Here is a 21497-nt window from a genome sequence, read left to right as displayed (position 1 = left end):
TTTCAAGTTATAATCAGAAATAATTCTCCACACTTCTCCAGATTATCACTCAATTCATTACCTTCATAATAAAAATGAAAGTCCATACAACCAATTACGTCAACACCCTTATTGAGGTGGCCGAAGATTGCCCTGTAGCAGCGGGAGTGATGCCACCTTTAATTGGAGATCAAAAATCGGTGGTGAACTTGCAGTTTGAGATAATTAACGATCAGCCATACATTTACACTTCAGATGATGTACTATTTCGAGTATTTGCGCTAAGAAAAGGTCTTTCAAAAGATGAATTGGATGAGGCAAGAACTAAATTCTTTTCAAAAGGGCAACCGTGTTTTAGAGCTTCACCTCTTTGCAAAAGATATGGATTTGGTGTGCACAGCGACGCTGAAGGAAAGCTTGCCTTATTTGGAATGGAAACCGATCAATACAAAGACCTGATAATCAATTCACAAATTGCAAAAGTAAAAGCCATGCGCTCGAAGCGAGCTTAATATATCGCACAATATTCCACCAAAAAACTTAAGGTGATCAAAGCCTCCTTATCCAAAAATCATTTATACTTCAAGGAATTTGGCTTAAATATTTTATTTAATACTGATTTTAGATTAAACTTAGCCAGCCGTTTGATACACTGGTTTATAGACGTTTATGTTACTAATTTCTACCCGGAAAACAATATCAATAATTTTTTGTTATATTTAGCACGGATTAACACAAGCGGCAGTTACACCAATACCTTTTCTCAAGATTGAGCTTAAAAGCCTAATGCATAGCTTGATAATTCTATTGAGGCTCATCTGCAAATGTTGATCATTCGAAATATCATTTTTCTATATAATAACGTATTTTAATGATTGCTGAAACTAGAAAATCTGTAGAACTCCTGGAAAGGAGAAAAAAAGTTGTGGCCAATGGTGTTGGCGTGTTCAACACTGCCACTGTACAACATGCCAGGGGCGCTATCATTACTGATGTTGACGGAAGAGAGCTAATAGATTTCGCCGGCGGAATTGGCGTAGTGAATGCCGGCCATTGCCCCGAGTCGGTCGTTAAAGCCATTCAAGAACAAGCCGCAAAATACCTGCACACCAGTTTTAACGTAGTGTCTTATGAGCCTTATGTTCAGCTTTGCGAAAAGCTTATCGAAATTCTGCCACACGGCGGCGAAACCAAGGCTATGCTGGTGAGCACCGGCGCCGAAGCAGTTGAAAATGCCGTTAAAATTGCCCGACAAGCTACTGGCCGTCAGGCAGTAATTGGTTTTTCGGAAGCCTATCACGGTCGCACTATGATGGCCATGACTTTGACTAGCAAAATAGGTTATAAGATAGGTTGTGGACCCTTTGCGCCAGAAGTTTATCGACTGCGTTTCCCCAATTTTTACCTTTACGGAAAAGGGATGGATTATGAAGCCTTTATCGATCAGGAATTGGATCACCTAGAAAAGAGTACCCATAATTTAGTAGACCCATCTATTGTAGCTGCCATCATTATTGAAGCAGTTCAGGGCGAAGGCGGATTTAATCCAGTACCAAAACGCTATTTGGAAGGCTTGCGCGCCCATTGCGATAAATATGAAATTATGCTCATTATCGATGAAGTTCAAAGCGGATTTTGTCGAACAGGCTATTGGGCTTCATGGCAGCATTACGGCGTAACGCCCGACCTTAGCACTTACGCCAAATCTATGGGTTCGGGAATGCCCATTGCAGCTGTAGTGGGACGCACCGCAGTAATGGACGCAGCTGCATCTGGCAGCATTGGCGGTACCTACATCGGAAATCCGGTGTGTTGTGCAGCTGCTTTAGCGACCATCAAATTGATGGAAGAGCTGGATTTGAATTCCCGTGCTAATTATATAGCCGACCAGATAAACCAGCGCTTACACAACCTGAAAAAACAATACAGTAGCATTGGAGATGTGCGTGGACTCGGAGCCATGATTGGAATTGAATTCGTGAAACACAACGACCCTGAGCAACCAGATTCTGATCTGTGCAATGAAATAGTGCGACATTGTGCCCACAACGATTTGATAATAATCAGTGCCGGAATGGAGAAAAACATAATTCGCATTCTTTCACCACTAGTAATTACTGACGAACAATTGAACCGCGGACTCGTTATTTTAGAAACAGCTATCACAGAATCAATAAAAAAATCTATATGAAGCCATTTGCCATTGCCGGAATTCAAATGAAAGTTTCGGCCATCGTTCCCAATGTGGAAATGATGAAGCTAAAAATTAATATTACAATGAATCTTTATCCTTGGGTAGAGATGATTGTGTTTAGTGAATTGAGTCCTTACGGGCCGTTGATTAAAACCGCGCAAGCTATACCAAACCATTTTGAAACAGAAATGCAGGCTCTTGCCAAAAAGTACGGCATCTGGTTACTGCCGGGTTCTGTTTTCGAAAACAGAGAAGGAGCTATTTACAATACCGCCACTGTTATCAATCCACAAGGAGAAGTTGTAAAACGCTACAGCAAAATGTTTCCGTTTTACCCGTATGAAGTTGGCGTAACACCCGGAAGCGAATACTGCGTGTTTGATGTACCAGATGTAGGCCGATTTGGCGTTTCTATTTGCTACGATATGTGGTTTCCCGAAACAGTGCGCACCTTAGCGTTAATGGGAGCCGAAGTTATTCTTCACCCTACCCTTACGGGAACAATAGACCGCGAAATTGAACTCTCGATTGTCCGAGCCATGGCGGCAGTAAACCAATGCTTCTTCTTTGATGTGAATGGATTGGATACAGGCGGCAGCGGTGGGTCGATAGTGTGTGGTCCTGATGGTCGCGTACTTTATGAGGCCGGCGGAAATGAAGAGATTTTTCCGCTTGAGCTAAATATCGAAAGAGTAAGGCGCAGCCGCGAATTGGGTGTTCTGCATTTGGGGCAACCCTTAAAAAGCTTTAGAGATCACATCGGGCAATTTACAATTTACCAACCGGGTACCGATTTAACTTATCTAAATTCGTTAGGCCCGTTGATTAAACCTGAAAGGGTGGAAAGACTTGCCGAATTGAAACTGGAAGAATACAAAATGGAAATACCACAGGCACCAACTTTTTAAATTTGGCGGTTCTGCTTGCTAACGCCCCGCGTTGCGCGGCAGTCTGCCCCACGAGTGTATTGCCCTGCGATAAATTGACGGGGATACGCTCATGTACCCCCGTCGATTTATCGCGGGGCAACGAAATAAAAACTAAAACATGGGATCAACAACAGGAAGGAAAATGAAAACAGAAACTAAACTGAAGGACTTCGTGAGTTGGTTTGAAATTCCGGCGCTCAACTTTGAGAAGGCGGTTGCTTTTTACGATCATATCTATAACATTAAGATGGAGCGCGTGGTAAGCTCCACACATTCCATGGCCGTATTTCCGACTAGCTCTGGTGTTGGTGGCGCGGTAGTGCACGGCCCCGGTTCTATTCCGGGTCAAATTGGGCCATTGCTTTACCTCAATGGTGGTAAAGACCTAGAAACCATTCTTTCACGGGTGCCCGATGCAGGCGGACGCATCATCATGCCCAAAACATTCATCAATGAAGAGTCGGGTTACTTCGCCATTTTCATTGACAGCGAAGGAAATAAACTCGCCTTACACTCCGAATAATTATGACAAAGAAAAAAGTCGTTAACGCTCCCTATTACAACATTGGCCAGCTCCGAATGGATCTCTGGAACAAATTGAGATCGGCATCTGTGAGCTTGTCAGAAGCAACGGAAGGTTCTGCTTCGGCCAAGACCCAGGTTAAAGATTGCGAAGTTCTATTGAGCAATCTGTCTCAAATCGAGCATAATTTTGCCTTTCCGGGAATGCGAAAATATATGTCGCTACAGGAAGCTTTTAACCGGCACGAATATGTGGCCATGGCGCATAACGTTGCCGATATTAGGAGAGCCTTGATCAGCGACAGCTTTAGAAGTGGCGAAGAATTGCGGATGGACAACGAAAAGGGCGACGAGATTGAAACTATCGATCAGCCGGAAGGCACGAAGCAGAATTATTTTGAAGTACTTTTGGTTGAGAATATTTCTGAAAGCGATGAACGGGCAATGCGCCAAAAACTGTCAAGTTTGCGCAGCAGCAGCGAGCAATTTAGATATAGTTTGGTTGTGCAGCGCTCATTTCAGGATGCGCTTATCACCTTGCTTTTTAATACCAACATTCAATCGGTAGTAATACGCTACGCTCCCCCATTTTCATGGAAAGAAATAGACCCGTTAATCAGGCCTTATATTCAACATGCGTTAGACTTGGGCCCTGTCCAAAGCAAAGACGAAGACCTTGGTCCTCTTTTGGGACAAGTAATTAAACAGTTCAGGCCCGAAATTGATACCTATTATGTAACCGATACCGTATTAGCTGATCTTAAAGACAGCACTATAAACACCTTTCGGCGAATATTTTACCGAAAGGAAGATTTTCAGGAAATACATCTTAGCATCATCCGCGGAATTGCAGAACGCTATGAGACTCCCTTTTTTACTGCATTAATGGAATACAGCCAAAAGCCGACAGGTGTATTTCACGCCATGCCGATTTCACGTGGTGGTTCCATTTTCAAATCCCGCTGGATCCGCGATTTTGGTGATTTCTACGGCCGCAATCTTTTTCTGGCCGAAACTTCTGCTACTACCGGTGGCCTTGACTCCTTACTTCAACCCACAGGGCCGCTTAAAAAGGCGCAGGAAATGTGCCGCGACGCCTACGGTTCTATGCATACCTTTTTGGTGACAAACGGAACTTCTACAGCCAATAAAATAGTAATGCAGGCCATCGTAGCTCCCGGAGACGTGGTGCTTATTGACCGCGATTGCCACAAATCACATCATTACGGACTTGTACTTTCGGGCGCCTTTCCAGTGTATCTTGACTCCTACCCTATTGAAAAATATTCGATGTATGGCGCCGTTCCCCGGCATGAGATCATCGAGAAACTCCACCTTCTTCGCAAAAGCGGAAGACTGGATAAAGTAAAAATGTTGCTCTTAACAAATTGCACATTTGATGGAATGGTGTACAATGTAGAGCGCATGATGGAAGAAGTATTGGCTATTAAGCCCGATATGGTTTTCCTGTGGGATGAAGCCTGGTTTGCCTTTGCCGGATTTACATACACCTTCAAAAAGCGTACAGCTATGTTTGTGGCTAAAAAGCTGGAGAAGAGATACCAAACTGCTGCATATCGCGAAGAATATGACGCGCATATAAAGTCATTGGCGGAAGGCGAACAACCTTGCTTGCCAGACCCAGATAAGGTACGCATACGCGCTTATGCCACCCAAAGCACGCACAAAACGTTGAGTAGCTTCCGACAGGGATCGATGATTCATATTTGGGATCAGGATTTCCGCCGAAAAAGCCAGGCGACATTTATGGAAGCCTACATGACGCATACTTCCACTTCGCCAAATTATCAAATGCTGGCTTCGCTTGATGCAGGCCGACGGCAGGTACAATTTGAAGGATATGAATTGGTAGAGCGCGGCATTGAACTCGCTATGTCGCTTCGTGCCAAAATTAACGATGACCCGGCGCTAAACAAGTATTTTGATGTGCTTACGGTTAAAGATTTTATTCCATCGAAATACCGCCAAACGGACATTGCCGAATACTACACCAGAGATAAAGGTTGGAACCGAATGGAAACCGCTTGGGCTGAAGATGAATTTGTGCTTGATCCAACCAAGATTACCTTACACATTGGTCGCACTGGTGTGGATGGCGATACGTTTAAGAACAAGTTTTTGATGGATAAATTTAATATCCAGATCAATAAGACATCGCGTAATACCGTGCTTTTTATGACCAATATTGGCACAAGCCGCGGAAGCATTACTTATTTGATCAATGCTTTGCTGCGCATTTCTGAAATGCTCGACAGCGGATTACATGCCCTTGATGCTCGCGAACTTGAGATTCACAATAAAAAGGTTTGGTCGCTCACAAACGATGTACCACCCCTACCTGATTTCAGTTATTTCCACACATCTTTTCAAGCGGTTCCGGGCATTCCGGGTGGAAATTTGCGCGAAGCTTACTTTCTAACTTACGACGAAGAAAATTATACGTATATTCCGCTTGAAGATTGCCTTGCCGAGATGGCAAAGAATAAGGAACTGGTGGCATCATCATTCGTAATACCTTATCCACCGGGCTTTCCAGTTTTAGTGCCTGGGCAGGTAGCCACAGAAGAAATTATAAAATTCATGCTTGCTCTGGATGTTACAGAAATACACGGTTATCGCGCCGATTTGGGATTACGCGTTTTCAAGCAAAGCGTATTAGACAGACAAATGACAGCGACTTCCATCGGAGCCATCGGCCGGCCGGGGATTTCTAACAAGAAAATAAAGGCTGGTACTAACAAAAACAATAAATAAAATGGCAACTACAGATACGAAGAACGCTAAAAAGACAGAAGAGAAAAAAACAAAATCGGGTATACCAGCTGCATCTGCAAAACCGGCATCTGCAAGTAATGCCGCTAAAAAACCGGCAGCTAAGAAAGCTAAGGCCAATAATCCAGCGACTAAGAATACGGCAGCAGAAAAGCCTACGGCTGCTGCAAAACCCGTAACGACTGGCGTTGACGCTAAGAAGCCTGCAGCAAAGAAAGCAACTGCAAAGAAAGCAACTGCAAAGAAAGCAACTGCAAAGAAACCAGCTGCTAAAACGCCTGTGGCCAAAAAAGCCGCAGCAAACAAAACCGTTGTTAAGAAGGCGGTCAAGAAAAAGACTTCCGCCAAAAAACGTCCCACAGCTAATAAGGCTGCATCAATGAAATTGAAAGGCGTAGCTGATATTCGCAGGTACTTTCACAAAAACGAAGTCCCTATATATTTCATCAGTGCCACCAATTTTAACCTTTTGGGTGCAGATGAATGGATTAAGAGCTTTAAGTTTGTCAGTTACATTGAATGTTTCGACGGACTTCACCCCAACGTATTTTCACCGAAAGAAGAAATTCCACACGATGATTTTACAAGTATCGAAGACATCAACAACTACTTGCTGATGCACCCTGAAGTGCAAGACTATCTTAAAACCAGGTCTAAAGGCAAGAAAGCCGGTAAAGCCATGTTTTTGATGTTTAATGAAGAAACAGAGAAGTTAGCAAAAAAACAAGGACTGGAAATTATGTTTCCTTCTGCAAAGATGCGCACCTTTCTCGACAACAAAGTAAATACGAACAGATTGGCGATGAAAGCCGGTGTACCATGCGTTCCTAACGTACTATCAGAAGTTAAGAACTACGAGCACCTTCAAAAACTCACCACCAAGCTCGGAAACGATTTGGTAATTCAAACGCCCTTTGGTGATTCCGGCCATACCACTTTTTTCATCTCGAATGAAGCAGAGTATAACAAATATGCCGACGAGATAGAGCAAGAGAAAGAAGTAAAAATAATGAAACGCATCAATTGTAAAGGTTCTGCAATTGAAGCCTGCGTAACCAAACACGGAACTGTTGTAGCTCCGCTAATGACAGAATTGGTCGGATTTAAAGAACTTACCCCTTACAAAGGTGGTTGGTGCGGAAACGAGATTTACCCGGGAGCATTTACACCCGAATTGAGAGAGAAAGCCCGAAAATACACCCGTCTTTTTGGAGATCAGCTTCGAAAAGAAGGTTACAAAGGCTATTTCGAATTGGATTACCTGATTGATCAGGATAATGGAGAAATTTACCTTGGCGAGTTAAATCCACGTGTTACGGGTGCAAGCTCAATTACGAACCATGCCGTATTTGCACTGGCAGATGCTCCACTTTTTATCTTCCATATTTTGGAGTGGATGGACGTAGATTACGAACTAGATGTAACAGCACTCAACGACCGCTGGTCAACCGAAGAAAATGTGGACAGCTGGAGTCAGCTTATTGTGAAGCACACAGCCGATACCATTGAATACGTTGATCAAGCTCCAAGATCGGGTATCTGGAAAATGTTTGACAACGGCCATATTCAGTTTGACCGAATGGACACGCACAGACGGGCGGTAGAAAGTGAGAGTGAAGCCTTCTTCATGCGCATTACCAAACAAGGCGACTACCTATACGAAGGTGCCGACATGGGAATTTTGGTTTCGCGTGGAAGAATGATGACAGATTCATTTCAGTTGAATGCTCGCGCCAAGAAATGGATTGCAGCCATTCAAGGTCAGTATGCTTCTACAATAGTTGAAGATAAACGTGTTTTGGCGCAAGAGTTGAGCACGAACTTGATGAAGTAATGTCAGGCTATATAGTCCAATATCGGCGTTGCACTTCTTTTGGAAACAGTCATTGACAAATGTCAACTCCTTGATTTCCAAAAGGGCGTGCGCTACTTCGACAAGTGGTCATTGAGCGTGTCGAAATGCTCAGCACAGCGCTTGCTATTGGACTCTATAGCTCAGACATACAACTTTCGAAGAAGATATATTTGGACGCAAAATCAAACTCAAAATAAAGGTAGGAACGGAATTTTAAAAACGCTTTTGCTGATCTGATTATTTTGAAAACATTTAAGTTGATATAAAGCTAAGGATTTTGGTTGAACTAAATGTTTCTTTAATCACGAAGTTGCACGAAATGAAGATATGCTTTACTTGGTGTAATCCATGAGCTTTAGCTGGAAGCAAGTTGTCAAGTTCAAGCCTTGAATACTTCTCAGTGCCAGCGGCACGACAGTTATTTTAACCCAGGAATTTATTCCTGGGCTAAAAATAAGCTATCTTTCAGAAGTGCCAGAGGCACTACCGTTTTTACGGAATAATTATTTGTAAGGGTTATCACTTTACAACATCAAAAATCTGTAAACCGAATGACGGTTTACTAGAAACAATTTATACTTAACGAAAAATCTTACCCTTACTAAAATAACGAATAAATGAATCTTGATATTCACTCAATATCCGAAAAGAAACCCGGAAAAAAATGGCAAAAACTTTTTCAGAAACACTGGCCGGCATACAAAGGCTGGTATTTATCGAAAATGAATGCCAATAGTCCCGACTTAAAAACCTGCCGGGCTCAGTTGAAAAAGTACATGCCCGAGTTTTATCCCACCTATCTCCACCTTTGCAAATTGGCGGGGCCAGATCCGGTGGCACATCGTTTTCTTACCGGCTATCAACCACCAGCTTACATAAGCGGATGCGCTCAGATAGTAAGCGAAAAAGAAGCACAATTGGTGCGCAATTACGATTTTGATCCGAACCTTAGTGAAGGCACTTTGCTGCAATCTGCCTGGAATGGCCGCAGCGTAATAGCCATGGGCGATTGCCTTATTGGCGTGGTAGATGGAATGAACGACAGCGGACTGGTAGTTTCGCTAACCTTTGGCGGCCGAAAAGTGGTTGGCGTTGGATTTGGAATTCCATTTATCCTTCGCTACGTGATGGAATATTGCACAACTTTGACAGAAGCCGTAGCGGCTCTTGAGCGTATACCTTCGCACATGAGTTACAACATTATGTTGATGAATAAGCAGGGCGAGCACAATTTGGTACAACTGGCGCCAGATCGCGCACCGGTAGTCACCGACCTCAGTGCTTCTACCAACCACCAAGGAGTGGTAGATTGGCCAGAGCATGCGGCATTTACAAAGACTATTGAGCGTGAGCTTTATTTGCATGAAATGCTGGCTCAAGACGAACGCACAAGCGAGCAAATTGCGGACGCATTTCTAAAAGCTCCGCTCTTTAACAGAAAATATAGCCAGGGTTTTGGAACCATTTACACGGCAGTGTACCAACCCAAAGAAGGCGCTATGGAATTGAGATGGCCAGGTATCAGGCTGCGTCAAACTTTTGACAATTTTCAGGAAGGCGTTACAGCTGTAAGCTATAGCGAAAGAATTGAAGTTTCGACCACCAACGCAATTCCAGCCGATCAGCTTCAAGCCGATTACACTGGAGCTGTGGAGAACTACTGGACGGAATACGGACGCTCATGGGCCAACCACGAACACAATGCAGAGTCTCTTCATTCAATCTCGGCGAGAATTCAAGAACTGCTAGCGCAAATGGATAGTGTTTCAAAAGCTGGCGAAACCTACCCGTGGCAAGAAGTAGCTGACGCGTGGATAAAGGTGGGGAGTGAAAAAGTTTAACTACTCAAATAGTTAAAAGCATTTAGCTAATACTTCTAACAAATGGCCGCATCCACCTACCCAAAAACCATATAAAACAAAACAAAAAGCTTCAAAAGAAATTCTTTCGGAGCCTTTTGTTTTGAAAATTAATAGTATCTAATAAAGGAAGAAGCTATAATCATTAAATAAATTTGTTTTTCGATTTATTCAGGCGATCATCGTGATTCATGTTGCATTTCCCGCTGCTCATCAGTCTCGAGGATGGCATACTCATAATTATCAGACCAACCAGATTTCAATGGCAAAACTTTTCGGCCCCTTCCTTCTCTTTTCATTCCTACTTTTTCAAGTAACCTAATTGATCCAACATTATTTACTGCACATCCGGCCTCAATTCTGTGTAAGTTGAGTTTTTCAAACCCAAAGTCAATAATCGCAGCCAAAACCTCGGTGGCATATCCTTTATTCCAATGAGCGATATGAATCTTATACCAAACTTCTCCCCTGCGGTATTTATTGTGCGAAAGTTTAAACCCAAATAAACCAATGAAATTTTTACTCAACTTATCCTCAATGGCAAAAGTATAATTCTTGCTTTCAGCCGATTTATTTTATTCAATCCAAGGAACTATTTTAGATTTAGTTTCGGCTATGTTATTTGGAATTCCTAAAGCATAAAACTCATCCGTTTCCGGCAAGGACTGAAGATTGTGAATGACTTCTAAATCTGATAGTTCAATCAATCTCAACACCGTTCTTCCGGTTTCTATTTTTATTTCGCTCATAATAATCTGTACATTGAATAATTTCTGGACCATTCAATCGTCTTACCCGGCTTAAGAAATATTTTGAAGAATAACTCGGGGCTAATCACGTGCCGCCATCCCCATACATTCACTTTGCTAGATTGAAAACTCGTGGTTTCGCGAATTCCTATTTTAGTTGACAGGTGCGATAGCTTCCACCCCACATCAACATTTTCTCCGCCGGTAAGATTACTGAAAAAGAATTCCTTTTCGGGCACGCCATTAAATTTGATTGAATTATCGCCTATAATTACTTTCGATTCGGGATTAACTTTTTCCACAAATAGTTCTGGTTTTAATGCAAACGGAAAATTCAGCACATAATCTGATCCGATAGGCTCATGATTTAGAGCCAAAAAATTGTGCACATACTCATCGGTGCGAATATCCCTTTCACCGGTATTCTCCAAAAAGTACGCTATGCCAAAACTGCTTTCCTGAAGTTCGATTTTCTTTCTCAGCGAGTAAGCGTATCCATTTACCGATTCTGATTTGCAGGTAATCACAATTCGATTGTCTTCAGCAATAGTCTGAAAATTGGCGGGCTTGATTTCATAGTGTTTCATAAAATTGTATTTACTATCCACTTTCTTGCACACCCCCACCCCTATTTTATGAAACCAACCACCAATTGCGGCTTCTTCAAAACCCAGCGCGGTGTCGATTCCAAATTCATTGTAAAATCCTTTTCCAAGAATATTTTCGTTTGCAACATCTGTCCTTTCAATACCTGCCAATCGAACATTCTGAAATTTCAGGCTCACAATCTTTCCTGTCCAGTCAAATCGCGCGAGGCAGTAATTTTCAAATGGCAGGTCAATTAGAATTTCTAAATTCTTGTTTTTGAGGATGTGTGGCATAGTGGTAGCATGATTTGAAAGTCTCCATCCGTGAGGCAAGCAGCATAAGAGACAACTATGTATTTCTTGTGAATCATTAAAACGTCATTTTTTGTTAGTCCCATATTTTCAGGAAGAGTAAATTTCCGACTGCTTCAAACCTGCCAAATTACCAGGGAGTAGAAGCAGGCTACAACCCTTTAGAAGTGCACTATATCCGATATTGAATTTAGACAATGTTACTTGTTGGCATTCCGTCTTCATTCACTTTTCTATAATAAATTTCCCAGTTGCCCACTTGTCTCCACTTTGTAAGATTATAAAATAAAGGCCATTTGATAAAGAAACGGTTTCTATACTTAAGTTTCTACTAGTAATGTTTGAAAGACTTTTTTCCATCTTTGTTAGTTTATATGTCTTGCATTCGCTTAAAGATACAGCCAAATATTAGCATAGTGTTGTGTTCCGAAGCAACTAGTATCAATTTAAATTAATGTTTACCTATTGCAAGATATTCATTTTTAGATGTTCTAAGTGGATTATGGCTTTTAGATTGTTACCTGCGGGTTTATTTTTCATCTCTTTTTTTACGTAAAACCACAATTTCCTACACCAATTCAGATAATGCGAATTTTGGATTTTCAGCGCGTAAGTTTTCGCACACCTTATTCCTTTCCTTTTCAGTTGATTTCTTTCCGTATACCGAAACTATTGTAAGTCAAATTGATTTTGCCACCCAACCACCAACAACATTCTTCTTCTCAAGAAAGAACTTCGGTTGGAAAATAATTAAGTATCAAGACTATCCCCTCTCCAAATTCCTAATTTGAATAATCTGCGCAGCAATACTCACCGCAATTTCTTCTGGAGTTTGACTTTTTATGGACAAACCAATAGGCGCGTAAATCACGTCCAACTCTTCCTGTGTGTAGCCTTCTTTCAATAAAGCCTTCCACATCGTTTCTAGTTTTGCTACGCTGCCTAAAACGCCGATGAATTTATACTTATTCCTAATAAGCTGACTTAAAACCAATTTATCATCCGTATATTTATTGGTCATAATTGCGACATAACTAGAATTTCCTTGTGGGATGTAATCAGCGATATTCTTGTAATTCACAACCGATTTTTGATGTGCGAAATTGTTGTTTTCTAGCGTATTTAAGTTTTCTCGATTATCAAAAACGACCACATAAAAACCAAGGTTTACAAATGTTTCTGAAACAGCTACCCCAACGTGACCACCACCAACAATATACAGCGTTTCTCTAAAACCAATATGCTCTTCAAAAAACCAATCTAGTTCTGAATTGATTTGATATTCAAACTGATTTCCAGACAGCTTATTCAAAAAATCAAAAGAATCCGGCGACAGTCTCAGCGTTCCCTTTTCTCCATTTTTTAAGCAGGAAACAATACTTGCTATGACAGGAATATTCCCAGAATCCAAACAATGAAATGCAACTGTTTGCTCTCCGGAACAAATCATTCCAGAACCATCCTTAATGTTTCTTTTGTGAATTTGTTTTTTTATAAACGTCGGTTGATTTTTTTCTTGTAAAAGCTCTTTTGCTTTTGTTACTAAAGCAAACTCCATTACGCCACCACCAACTGAACCAAAGATAAATCCATCTTGAGCAACCAACATCTTAAAACCTTTGCGCCCGGGAGAACTTCCGAAATTTTCAATTACGGTTAAGACATATAGCTTTTGATTGTCTTGAAGTTTATCTAATATGTGTTGCCAGAAAATCATTGAAAGATAGTTTCACTTAATGCGTAATAAACAGCCATGATTGCCGAAAAAATAGCACTTGCAATAAACCGCCAATCGAGCTTTACTTTATTCTGAATCAAATAATTAGCAAGAAACGAAATTGGAATATTTAATAAAAATGACCAAAATGCAATACGCAATAAGTTGCCGTTGATTTGCGCGTAATTTCCGGAGAATAATTTAATGAAAGCCAAATGTCTAAAAATCCATATTGGATTAAAATATGCTATCGCCAATCCTGTTTTTGCCAAGGTTTTTTTAATTCCACTTAAAGAAAGGGTTCGCTTCTCAATCCATGCAAAGTAATTTGGAATTTCAAATGCATAAAGCGTTGCACCAACTAACATGATTCCCACTAATCGATAAATAGAAAATTCGTGCAATAAAAAAGCGGCAATGGTATCTCCGGCACTATAAATAATAGCACCACGAAGTATGTTTTGTTTTGTGAATTGAAGTTTGATTGCCTTATTTCTCGTATAATCCCATCAACACTTTCTCTGGCGTAAAAGGTGCATGGAATTTTAATTTATAATTTGGATTGAATGCCTTTACAGCTTTCTGAATGGCGAAATATGTACCTATTCCATACATCAAAGGCGGTTCACCTGTAGCTTTTGATTTCTTAATGGCCCATTCACTACCTTCTGTTTCCAACGGAATGGTTTCGACCGTTTTTGGAGCAGAAAAAATATCTGGAATTTTATAAGTCGATAAGGCATTCGACAATAAACGTCCATCCTTGCCATAAGCAATTTCTTCCATCGTCATCCAACCAATTCCTTGCGCTAAACCACCTTCAATTTGACCCATGTCAACTGCGTAATTCATAGATTTTCCAAAATCGTGTACCATTTTTACAGCATCAATTTCATACGTGCCTCGCAAACAATCAACCGTTACAGTTGTGATTGCCGTTCCGTACACATGATACGCAAATGGATGCCCTTTCTCTTTGGTTTTATCAAAATGAATGATGGGTGTTGCGTAATGTGCATTCTCTGATAGCGCAACACGTTGAGCCATCGCTTGGGTAATGAGTTCTTCCCAAGAAAGGGCTGTTTTCTCAGCATCTAAGTAAACAAAATCTTCCTGAAAAGAAATGTTTTTTTCTTCGGATGAAAGCATTTTGGCAGCTACTTTGCGTAAGCGGTCAATTAAGGATTTGCACGCCATTTCCACTGCTTTCCCATTCAAATCGGCAGTAGAGCTTGCAGCAGAAGGAGAAGTATTGGCAACACGAGTTGTATTGGTCGTTTCTATTTTAACTCTATTTGCGGAAACGCCCAAAACGGATTGAGCCACCTGCAGCATTTTTGTATTTACACCTTGCCCCATTTCCACTGCTCCGGTAGAAACTCCTACACTTCCGTCCAAATAAATATGAATCAAGGCCCGCGCATGATTCATTTGTGTATTTGTAAATGAAATTCCGAAAGTAATCGGCATCAACGAAATCCCTTTTGTAAAGCGTTTATTTTCTTGATTGAAAGCGAAAACCTCGTCCTCTAATTTTTCAAATTGAAATTTTTCTTTAGCAGAAAACCAGGTGTTTTTAGCTTCTACTTGCGTTGCAATTTGACCATAAGAAAATTCATCATTTTCGGCCAATAAATTCTCTTCCTGAATTTGTCTTCTGTCTATTCCTATTTTATCAGCTACAGCTGAAATGGCACTTTCAATAACAAACATTCCCTGCGGGCCACCAAACCCGCGAAAGGCAGTATTGGGAGGCAAATTGGTTTTACAACTATAAACGGTGGTGCTCACATTGGGAATAAAATAACTGTTGCATGCATGAAATAGTGTTCGCTCTGCAATAGCCGGAGATAAATCTGCAGCAGCACCGGAATTTTGTAAGAACTCAACTTCAAAAGCTTTAATTTTTAAATCTTTTGTCAAGCCAATTTTATAGAAAGAAGAATACGGATGGCGCTTACCTGTCATGCGCAAATCGTCGTGCCGGTTGAGCATAAATTTCACCGGACGGTTTAGATATTGTACTGCCACAGCTGCCATTACAGCCCAAGGTGTTGCCTGATCTTCCTTGCCACCAAAACCACCACCCAATCGAATGACATCTACTTCAATTTTATGCATTGGAACGCCCAAAACTCTAGCGGCTGTTTTTTGAACAGCAGTTGGACCTTGTGTAGATGAAGTCAATTTGATACTGCCATTTTCTTGTGGAACGGCATAACATCCCTGGGTTTCTAAATATAAGTGTTCCTGACCATTTGAAAATGTTTCCCCTTCAAAAACATACTCACAATCAGCGAATGTTTTTGCGGAATCGCCCAATTTAAAAGAACGCGGTGCATTGATAAAACTCCCCTTTTCTTTGGCTTCTTTGGCCGTTGTAATTACAGGTAATTCTTCAATATCAATCGTAATTAGAGCCCGTGCTTTTTTAGCAATGGCTTCAGTTTCGGCAACAATAAAAGCAATGGGTTGACCCCAAAAATGGACTTCATCTTCTGCCCATAGCGGCTCATCTTGAATGATTCCGCCGATTTGATTTTCGCCTAAAATATCTTTGTATGTAAAAATTTTGATGACGCCTTTTAATGCCTCCGCTTTGGAATAATCTACCGATTTTATTTTCCCATGCGCTTTAGGCGAATCGAAGCACAATCCGAATAAAACATCTTGTCGCAGCATTAAATCGTCAACATAAAGCGACTCGCCTCGAACGTGTGTAAAGCTGTCAATATTCTTCATTGCCCGATCAGTTTATTTAGTTCAATTTCACTTGGAAACAATTCGATGAAATGCGCATAAAACAACTGTCTTGCCAATAAGCGCTTGTATTCTGATGCACCACGCACATCGCTAATCGGAGAAATTTCTGATTGTAAAACCGCTTCAGCTTTTTTTACCGTTTCGGCGTTTAAAGCCTTTCCGACTAAAAATTCGCTTGTTTTATGTAAGTATTTTGGAATTTCGGCGGCTCCACCTACTGCGAAGTGAGCATCAGTCACTATATTGTTTTTTACAGAAAGTCTTCCAGCTGAATTTACACTGGCAATATCTAAGTGCGTACGCTTACTTACCTTTTCAAAATTGAAAGATTCATTCGCATCTAAAACTTTAAAAGAAAGAGATTTTAGAATCTCATCTTCCTGTAAATCAAATACTTTATATTTTTGGTGAAATTCTTGAAACGGAATGTGTCTTTCGGTTCCATCTTCTTTTTGAATCGTCAAAGTAGAATTCAAGGCTAAAAAGAAAATAGACATATCACCAATTGGAGATGCATTTACAAAGTTTCCACCAAGGGTTCCCATATTTCTAATAGGTTCGGAAGAGATAAGCTTCATGAACTTTTTCAGCTTCAGAAATAACGCTTGTAATTCGGTGCTGTTCGCAATTTCTGTAACAGTGGTATTTGCTCCTAGTGTGCATACACCTTCTGAAAATAAAATGCCTTTTAGTTCTTTTTTGTCTGCTAATAGTTCGACATTCTCATCAGCCAGTTTATCAGCGTGGCGAACATATAAATCCGTTCCATTGGCAACTTTTACTCTGTTTGAAGATTCTATCTCCGAATGCTGCGTTTTGAGTTGTTTTAATCTTTCGGCGATCGTTTCAAAATAATTTGGAATAAAACCTTCTTTAATGAGCCAGTCTATTTGATGATTATTATCTCTTTGCTGCAATTTTTCTTCGATTTCAAAACCAGCCTTTTCAATAGACTTATAGCCAGTACATCTACAAATATTCCCGCTTATCGCATCATTGCAAGTCGTGTTAATCTTATTTTCTAAAGCGAAACCGGTCATAGAAACCACAAAACCAGGCGTACAAAAACCACATTGGGTTGCGAAATTGTCGACCATAGCCTTTTGAACGGTGTTCAGTTCTTTGGGTAGATTAATTCCTTCTACGGTAACAATATGTTTTCCATTGGCATTTCCCAAAGGAGAAATACAACAGGTAATGCTTTGATAAGCAACGCTGTTGTCGACCAATTCACCAACCAAAACAGTACAAGCGCCACAGTCGCCTTCGCGGCAGCCGATTTTTGTGCCTTTTAATTGTTGAAAATCCCGAATAAAATCGAGTAATGTAATACCCGCACCAGCGGATGTTTTAATAATCTGATTGTTAAGTATAAAATCTATCATATAGAACAAGCAAGATAAAAAAAATGAGTGGAGTGATGAGATTTGTTTTTTCGAGTAATAAACGAAGAGAGTAATACGATTTGAATTTATTAAATAAGGTTTTGAGCGATAGGTTATAGGTTTCTCAAGTTTTATTTCCGAAAGAATAGAAATTTCTATTTTCGGACTCATTGTTTTTTTATGGTTGGCCACAAAAAGGATCGCAATCAGCAGCTGGTTATTAAACGCTTAAATAAGTTTAGGTGGCGCTTTTTCAAATTTTAAACCTTGCCGAAAACAAAAAAACCTATCAATTATGACAGGCTTTTTCTAATCAATATGTTCAAAGAGATAAATTAAAGTACTTTGACATTTATTGCATTCAATCCTTTTGGACTTTCTTCTACATCGTAGCTTACTTTGTCACCTTCATTGATTTCATCTTCTAGTCCATTTGCATGTACAAATACATCTTTGTTGCCATCATCAGGAGTGATGAATCCAAATCCTTTTGAATTATTGAAAAACTTTACTGTTCCGTTACTCATATTATAAGGTATAAATTAAATTATCTATAAATGTAAGGTTTTATCATAGTTCTCACTAATATCTTGGTAAGAATTTAATTATCATATTATTGTTGATTGTTTTTTTTCTAATATTAGAGTATCGAAAGCTCGGGAAGTCGATATAATATTTCATGGCCAGCTCTAGATATGAATCGGCTAAAGCTATTGCCTAAATTGCAAAATCAAAAATTGTGAAATACATAGAAATACATAAAAAATAGCACTTGTGCAGCGTAAAGATGTAACGAAATGGCAAGATCACCAGCTATTTTGAAAGCCTGAAATAAGAATTGCAGTACCAGAGCGACACCAAACCATGCAATGTAATTTTGCAAAGGTGCGTGACCAATATCCCAAATCCAAAAATCAAAAACAGGAGCAGATGTTTCCATAAAAAAATCTAGAAAAACCATAAGTATCGAAGCGATAATAATGCGAAGCCATATTTTACTTGTCAGCGCTGCGCTTATTGCCCCTGTAATGAGCACTAAAATTGTCCAATTGACGCCGATCATCAGCGGAATCTCATCTAGCTTTGAACCTAGGTTTGCTCCATAATGATATTTTCCAAAAATTATTCCATAGTGAACACCAATCCATTCTACCAAAAATCCACAACAAAAGATTATACCAGCTAATAACCAATATTTCAATTTCTTAATCGGAAAGTAGATGATGAGCGCTACGAGCATTAACGTTAGGGTTAAAGGAGTTTTAGAGATAAACCAGTCTTTAAAACCTACTGTAACGCCTATTACAGCTGCAATGTGAAATACCCAGAGTGTAGCTATCGCAATAGCTTTATGGTTATCATCTATGAAATTTACGGTTAGAGCTCTCATGGTTTGGTACATAAATCGGCAGTAATTTTTGCTGACAATAAGCAAAGTGGAATTCCGCCTCCGGGGTGAACAGAGCCACCGCAAAAGAATACGTTTTTATAAGCTGAAGAAAAGTTGGCATGCCGCAGAAAAGCAGAAAATTTTGAATTGCTTGATGTGCCGTATAACGATCCACGGTGCGATCCTGTTTTAGTCTCAATCCCAATTGGATCTAACACCTGTTCACTATCTATCAGGTCTTCGATTTTTATTTTTAAGACGGTATTTATTTTCGTGATAATGGACAGTCGTGCTTTGGCAATCAAGCTTTTCCAATCCTGTCCAAAATTTGCAGGAGCATTGACCATAACAAACCAGTTTTCACACCCTTCAGGCGCGTCTGATTCATCTTCTTTGCTCGTGATGTTTATATAAACCGTCAAATCATCAGCGAGTATTTTTTCTTCAAATATCTTATTAAACTCTTCTTGATAATCTTTGGAAAACAGAATATTATGAAGGTCTAATTCCGAAGATTCTCTATGAACTCCCCAGTAAAAGATGATAGCAGAACTCGACCGTTCTTGCTGTAATATTTTTTTTGGTTGTTTTTCTTCATTTAGTAAATTCTGATACGTACCAAAAATATCCATGTTTGAGATTACTAAATCGGCTTTATAGATGGCTTTTGCAGTTGTAATTCCTTCTGCGACTTTATCCGTAATATTAATAGCTGTAACAGGTTCATCGAAATGAAAGGATACACCTACATCTTTGGCCAGTCGGTATAAACTTTGTGAAATTTCATGCATGCCACCCTTCGGGTAAAAAGTCCCATAATGCATTTCTAAATGCGGTATCATAGACATAATACCAGGCGTTTTATAGGGTGATGATCCATTATAAGTAGCATACCTATTAAAGAGTTGGCGCAATTTTGGATTATCAAAATACTGGCGATTTACTTGATCTAGATTCTTATTAATATGAAGCTTACCAACTTGGATAAGTGACTTTAATGTACTGAACGAGAGATAGGTGCTCCATTTATGCAATGACTTCCTAAGAAATATATTTTCCGTTAAATCGTATTTCTCTTTACTCCCGGTTAGGTAATTTCTCAATACTTCGTGTGATGTATTAAATTCAATTGCAGCGCTATTGATAAATTCACCTTGGTTCGCTGGAGCCGAAAATCGCTTGCCGTCATCCCAGAAGTAGTTACAAACCACATCTTTTCTTGAATAATTAAAATAATCTTTGGGGTTCTTGTTGTGAAGGATGAAAAGCTCATCAACTAATTGCGGCATCGTAAATAAAGAAGGCCCCATATCGTACCGATAACCTTTATTAGTAAACGCATGAATTTTACCACCAGCATAACTGTTGGATTCAAAAACACTTACTTCGTATCCGTTTTTATTGAGTCTTAACGCAGTGGCAATACCTGCAATACCGGAGCCAATAACAATAGCCTTCTTCATGTTAAGCATTCGATGAAAATAACTCTTTTCTTGGAGATTTGTTCATGCTATTTCTAAATAGTTTGCCGTGGGTTTTGCATGACTTCATTCAAGTTTTAATAGAGATATAGCAGATTAAATATTGGCATACTGTTCTATTTCGTTTTGTAATACGAATATAGTCTGAATTGAATCCTACCTAATTTACTATTCTTGGGCAACAAAACAACTCGCGTATTGAGCTGTTTTAATTTGAGAAAACATCATACGATAAAAAAACATCTTTTGAGACGTTTAAATTATCAGTAATATTGAAGATGAGTCAACAAATCACGACTATTTCCTTTTTCAAATTTTCTTCTTTCAGCAACAAGGCCTGGGGTTTTAAAATGATGCAGTTTGCCCACAAAGATCTAGCTGATGTGAAGGGTTTAACGTTTTATCGCCTTTTGGGCAGTGGAAAAGGAAAGGGTTTTAATCCTTTGCCTGACTGGTCAGTTTACAGCCTACTTCAAGTATGGAAATCTGAAGAAGCTGCCCATACTTTTTTCACTTCTTCTGACTTGATTCAGCAATACGCCGACCACACTAGTGAGTTGTTTACACTTTACATGAAAAACATTTCAGCAGGTGGGACGTGGGTTGGCAAAAACCCTTTTGAGAAAGGGGCAGATTTGAATCCTAATTTACCTATTGCTGTAATTACCAGAGCGACCATTAAATGGAATTGGCTCATTCAGTTTTGGAAGTATGTTCCTACTTCACAAGAAGCATTAGACGGAAATGAAGGTTTAATATATACCAAAGGAGTCGGAGAAGTTCCCATAGTTCAAATGGCCACATTTAGCTTATGGAAAGACTTTGAATCAGTAAAACAGTTTGCCTACAAAAGCAAACAACATATAGAAGCTATCAGAAGAACGCGCAAGAACGAATGGTATAAAGAAGAGCTATTTTCAAGATTTCAACCGTATAAATCTACTGGCACTTGGGAAGGGAAAGACCTCCTCGTTTTTTAAGA

General features: G+C 39.9%; 17 protein-coding genes and 1 pseudogene. 8 read left to right on the top strand and 10 right to left on the bottom strand.

Features of this window, described 5'->3' with window-relative positions:
• The first annotated feature begins 74 nt into the window (after window positions 1-74).
• The 7 genes from G3O08_RS02310 to G3O08_RS02280 all read left to right on the top strand — a co-directional run bounded on the left by G3O08_RS02310 (window position 75) and on the right by G3O08_RS02280 (window position 10113).
• Window positions 75-491 (top strand): DUF6157 family protein, encoded by a 417-nt coding sequence (locus tag G3O08_RS02310; protein WP_163283043.1) that lies wholly within the window; start codon window positions 75-77, stop codon window positions 489-491.
• 359 nt (window positions 492-850) lie between these two features.
• A complete protein-coding gene (locus tag G3O08_RS02305; protein WP_163283042.1) occupies window positions 851-2170 on the top strand; it encodes an aspartate aminotransferase family protein in 1320 nt (439 codons plus the stop codon).
• Window positions 2167-3081 (top strand): carbon-nitrogen hydrolase family protein, encoded by a 915-nt coding sequence (locus G3O08_RS02300; RefSeq protein WP_163283041.1) that lies wholly within the window; start codon window positions 2167-2169, stop codon window positions 3079-3081. Before G3O08_RS02305 ends, G3O08_RS02300 begins: the two co-directional genes overlap by 4 nt.
• Window positions 3082-3220: 139 nt before the next feature.
• A complete protein-coding gene (locus G3O08_RS02295; protein ID WP_163283040.1) occupies window positions 3221-3625 on the top strand; it encodes a VOC family protein in 405 nt (134 codons plus the stop codon).
• A gap of 2 nt (window positions 3626-3627) precedes the next feature.
• Entirely contained in the window at window positions 3628-6399 is a 2772-nt protein-coding gene (locus G3O08_RS02290) for an aminotransferase class I/II-fold pyridoxal phosphate-dependent enzyme (RefSeq protein WP_163283039.1), read from the top strand.
• 1 nt (window position 6400) lies between these two features.
• Window positions 6401-8251, top strand: coding sequence for a biotin carboxylase (locus G3O08_RS02285; protein ID WP_163283038.1), 1851 nt, complete (start codon window positions 6401-6403; stop codon window positions 8249-8251).
• A gap of 638 nt (window positions 8252-8889) precedes the next feature.
• Complete coding sequence (locus G3O08_RS02280) at window positions 8890-10113, top strand: C45 family autoproteolytic acyltransferase/hydolase (RefSeq protein WP_163283037.1); 1224 nt, start codon at window positions 8890-8892, stop codon at window positions 10111-10113.
• A gap of 197 nt (window positions 10114-10310) precedes the next feature.
• Here the strand turns inward: G3O08_RS02280 and G3O08_RS21055 are convergent.
• The 10 genes and pseudogenes from G3O08_RS21055 to crtD form a co-directional block, all read right to left on the bottom strand.
• Window positions 10311-10685: pseudogene (locus G3O08_RS21055) on the bottom strand (GNAT family N-acetyltransferase); the annotation flags it as partial.
• A gap of 21 nt (window positions 10686-10706) precedes the next feature.
• Window positions 10707-10880 carry a hypothetical protein gene (locus tag G3O08_RS21050; RefSeq protein WP_239540840.1) on the bottom strand — a complete coding sequence of 58 codons (174 nt, stop codon included), beginning with the start codon at window positions 10878-10880 and terminating at the stop codon, window positions 10707-10709.
• Complete coding sequence (locus G3O08_RS02270) at window positions 10877-11761, bottom strand: hypothetical protein (protein WP_163283036.1); 885 nt, start codon at window positions 11759-11761, stop codon at window positions 10877-10879. Before G3O08_RS02270 ends, G3O08_RS21050 begins: the two co-directional genes overlap by 4 nt.
• Window positions 11762-12542: 781 nt before the next feature.
• Window positions 12543-13496: an XdhC family protein gene (locus G3O08_RS02265; protein ID WP_163283035.1), complete on the bottom strand. Its 954-nt coding sequence runs from the start codon at window positions 13494-13496 to the stop codon at window positions 12543-12545.
• Window positions 13493-13873, bottom strand: a complete 381-nt coding sequence (locus tag G3O08_RS02260; RefSeq protein WP_204336750.1) for a hypothetical protein — start codon at window positions 13871-13873, stop codon at window positions 13493-13495. Before G3O08_RS02260 ends, G3O08_RS02265 begins: the two co-directional genes overlap by 4 nt.
• A 112-nt stretch (window positions 13874-13985) precedes the next feature.
• A complete protein-coding gene (locus tag G3O08_RS02255; RefSeq protein WP_163283034.1) occupies window positions 13986-16238 on the bottom strand; it encodes a xanthine dehydrogenase molybdopterin binding subunit in 2253 nt (750 codons plus the stop codon).
• Complete coding sequence (locus tag G3O08_RS02250; protein WP_163283033.1) at window positions 16235-17644, bottom strand: FAD binding domain-containing protein; 1410 nt, start codon at window positions 17642-17644, stop codon at window positions 16235-16237. Before G3O08_RS02250 ends, G3O08_RS02255 begins: the two co-directional genes overlap by 4 nt.
• A gap of 335 nt (window positions 17645-17979) precedes the next feature.
• Window positions 17980-18171 (bottom strand): cold-shock protein, encoded by a 192-nt coding sequence (locus G3O08_RS02245; RefSeq protein ID WP_163283032.1) that lies wholly within the window; start codon window positions 18169-18171, stop codon window positions 17980-17982.
• Window positions 18172-18374: 203 nt separating this feature from the next.
• Window positions 18375-19034, bottom strand: a complete 660-nt coding sequence (locus tag G3O08_RS02240; protein WP_163283031.1) for a carotenoid biosynthesis protein — start codon at window positions 19032-19034, stop codon at window positions 18375-18377.
• Complete coding sequence (crtD, locus tag G3O08_RS02235) at window positions 19031-20497, bottom strand: 1-hydroxycarotenoid 3,4-desaturase CrtD (RefSeq protein ID WP_163283030.1); 1467 nt, start codon at window positions 20495-20497, stop codon at window positions 19031-19033. The genes G3O08_RS02240 and crtD overlap by 4 nt, the downstream gene beginning before the upstream one ends.
• A gap of 296 nt (window positions 20498-20793) precedes the next feature.
• Here crtD and G3O08_RS02230 point away from each other — a divergent pair, with 296 nt between their 5' ends.
• Entirely contained in the window at window positions 20794-21495 is a 702-nt protein-coding gene (locus G3O08_RS02230) for a DUF3291 domain-containing protein (protein ID WP_163283029.1), read from the top strand.
• Window positions 21496-21497: the final 2 nt, after the last annotated feature.

The sequence above is a fragment of the Cryomorpha ignava genome, assembly GCF_010686655.1.
Lineage (GTDB): Bacteria > Bacteroidota > Bacteroidia > Flavobacteriales_D > Cryomorphaceae > Cryomorpha > Cryomorpha ignava.
Note: the sequence above shows the minus strand (reverse complement) of the source record. Positions and strands in the feature narration are given on the sequence as shown.

Excerpts from the sequence above, each read along its gene's own strand:
- G3O08_RS02310 (WP_163283043.1), top strand. The coding sequence starts at position 75 with ATGAAAGTCCATACAACCAATTACGTCAACACCCTTATTGAGGTGGCC.
- G3O08_RS02290 (WP_163283039.1), top strand. The coding sequence starts at position 3,628 with ATGACAAAGAAAAAAGTCGTTAACGCTCCCTATTACAACATTGGCCAG.
- G3O08_RS02305 (WP_163283042.1), top strand. The coding sequence starts at position 851 with ATGATTGCTGAAACTAGAAAATCTGTAGAACTCCTGGAAAGGAGAAAA.
- G3O08_RS02245 (WP_163283032.1), bottom strand. The coding sequence starts at position 18,171 with ATGAGTAACGGAACAGTAAAGTTTTTCAATAATTCAAAAGGATTTGGA.
- G3O08_RS02295 (WP_163283040.1), top strand. The coding sequence starts at position 3,221 with ATGGGATCAACAACAGGAAGGAAAATGAAAACAGAAACTAAACTGAAG.
- G3O08_RS02230 (WP_163283029.1), top strand. The coding sequence starts at position 20,794 with ATGAGTCAACAAATCACGACTATTTCCTTTTTCAAATTTTCTTCTTTC.
- G3O08_RS02255 (WP_163283034.1), bottom strand. The coding sequence starts at position 16,238 with ATGAAGAATATTGACAGCTTTACACACGTTCGAGGCGAGTCGCTTTAT.
- G3O08_RS02270 (WP_163283036.1), bottom strand. The coding sequence starts at position 11,761 with ATGCCACACATCCTCAAAAACAAGAATTTAGAAATTCTAATTGACCTG.
- G3O08_RS02250 (WP_163283033.1), bottom strand. The coding sequence starts at position 17,644 with ATGATAGATTTTATACTTAACAATCAGATTATTAAAACATCCGCTGGT.
- G3O08_RS02285 (WP_163283038.1), top strand. The coding sequence starts at position 6,401 with ATGGCAACTACAGATACGAAGAACGCTAAAAAGACAGAAGAGAAAAAA.
- G3O08_RS02280 (WP_163283037.1), top strand. The coding sequence starts at position 8,890 with ATGAATCTTGATATTCACTCAATATCCGAAAAGAAACCCGGAAAAAAA.
- G3O08_RS02240 (WP_163283031.1), bottom strand. The coding sequence starts at position 19,034 with ATGAGAGCTCTAACCGTAAATTTCATAGATGATAACCATAAAGCTATT.
- G3O08_RS21050 (WP_239540840.1), bottom strand. The coding sequence starts at position 10,880 with ATGAGCGAAATAAAAATAGAAACCGGAAGAACGGTGTTGAGATTGATT.
- G3O08_RS02300 (WP_163283041.1), top strand. The coding sequence starts at position 2,167 with ATGAAGCCATTTGCCATTGCCGGAATTCAAATGAAAGTTTCGGCCATC.
- G3O08_RS02265 (WP_163283035.1), bottom strand. The coding sequence starts at position 13,496 with ATGATTTTCTGGCAACACATATTAGATAAACTTCAAGACAATCAAAAG.
- crtD (WP_163283030.1), bottom strand. The coding sequence starts at position 20,497 with ATGAAGAAGGCTATTGTTATTGGCTCCGGTATTGCAGGTATTGCCACT.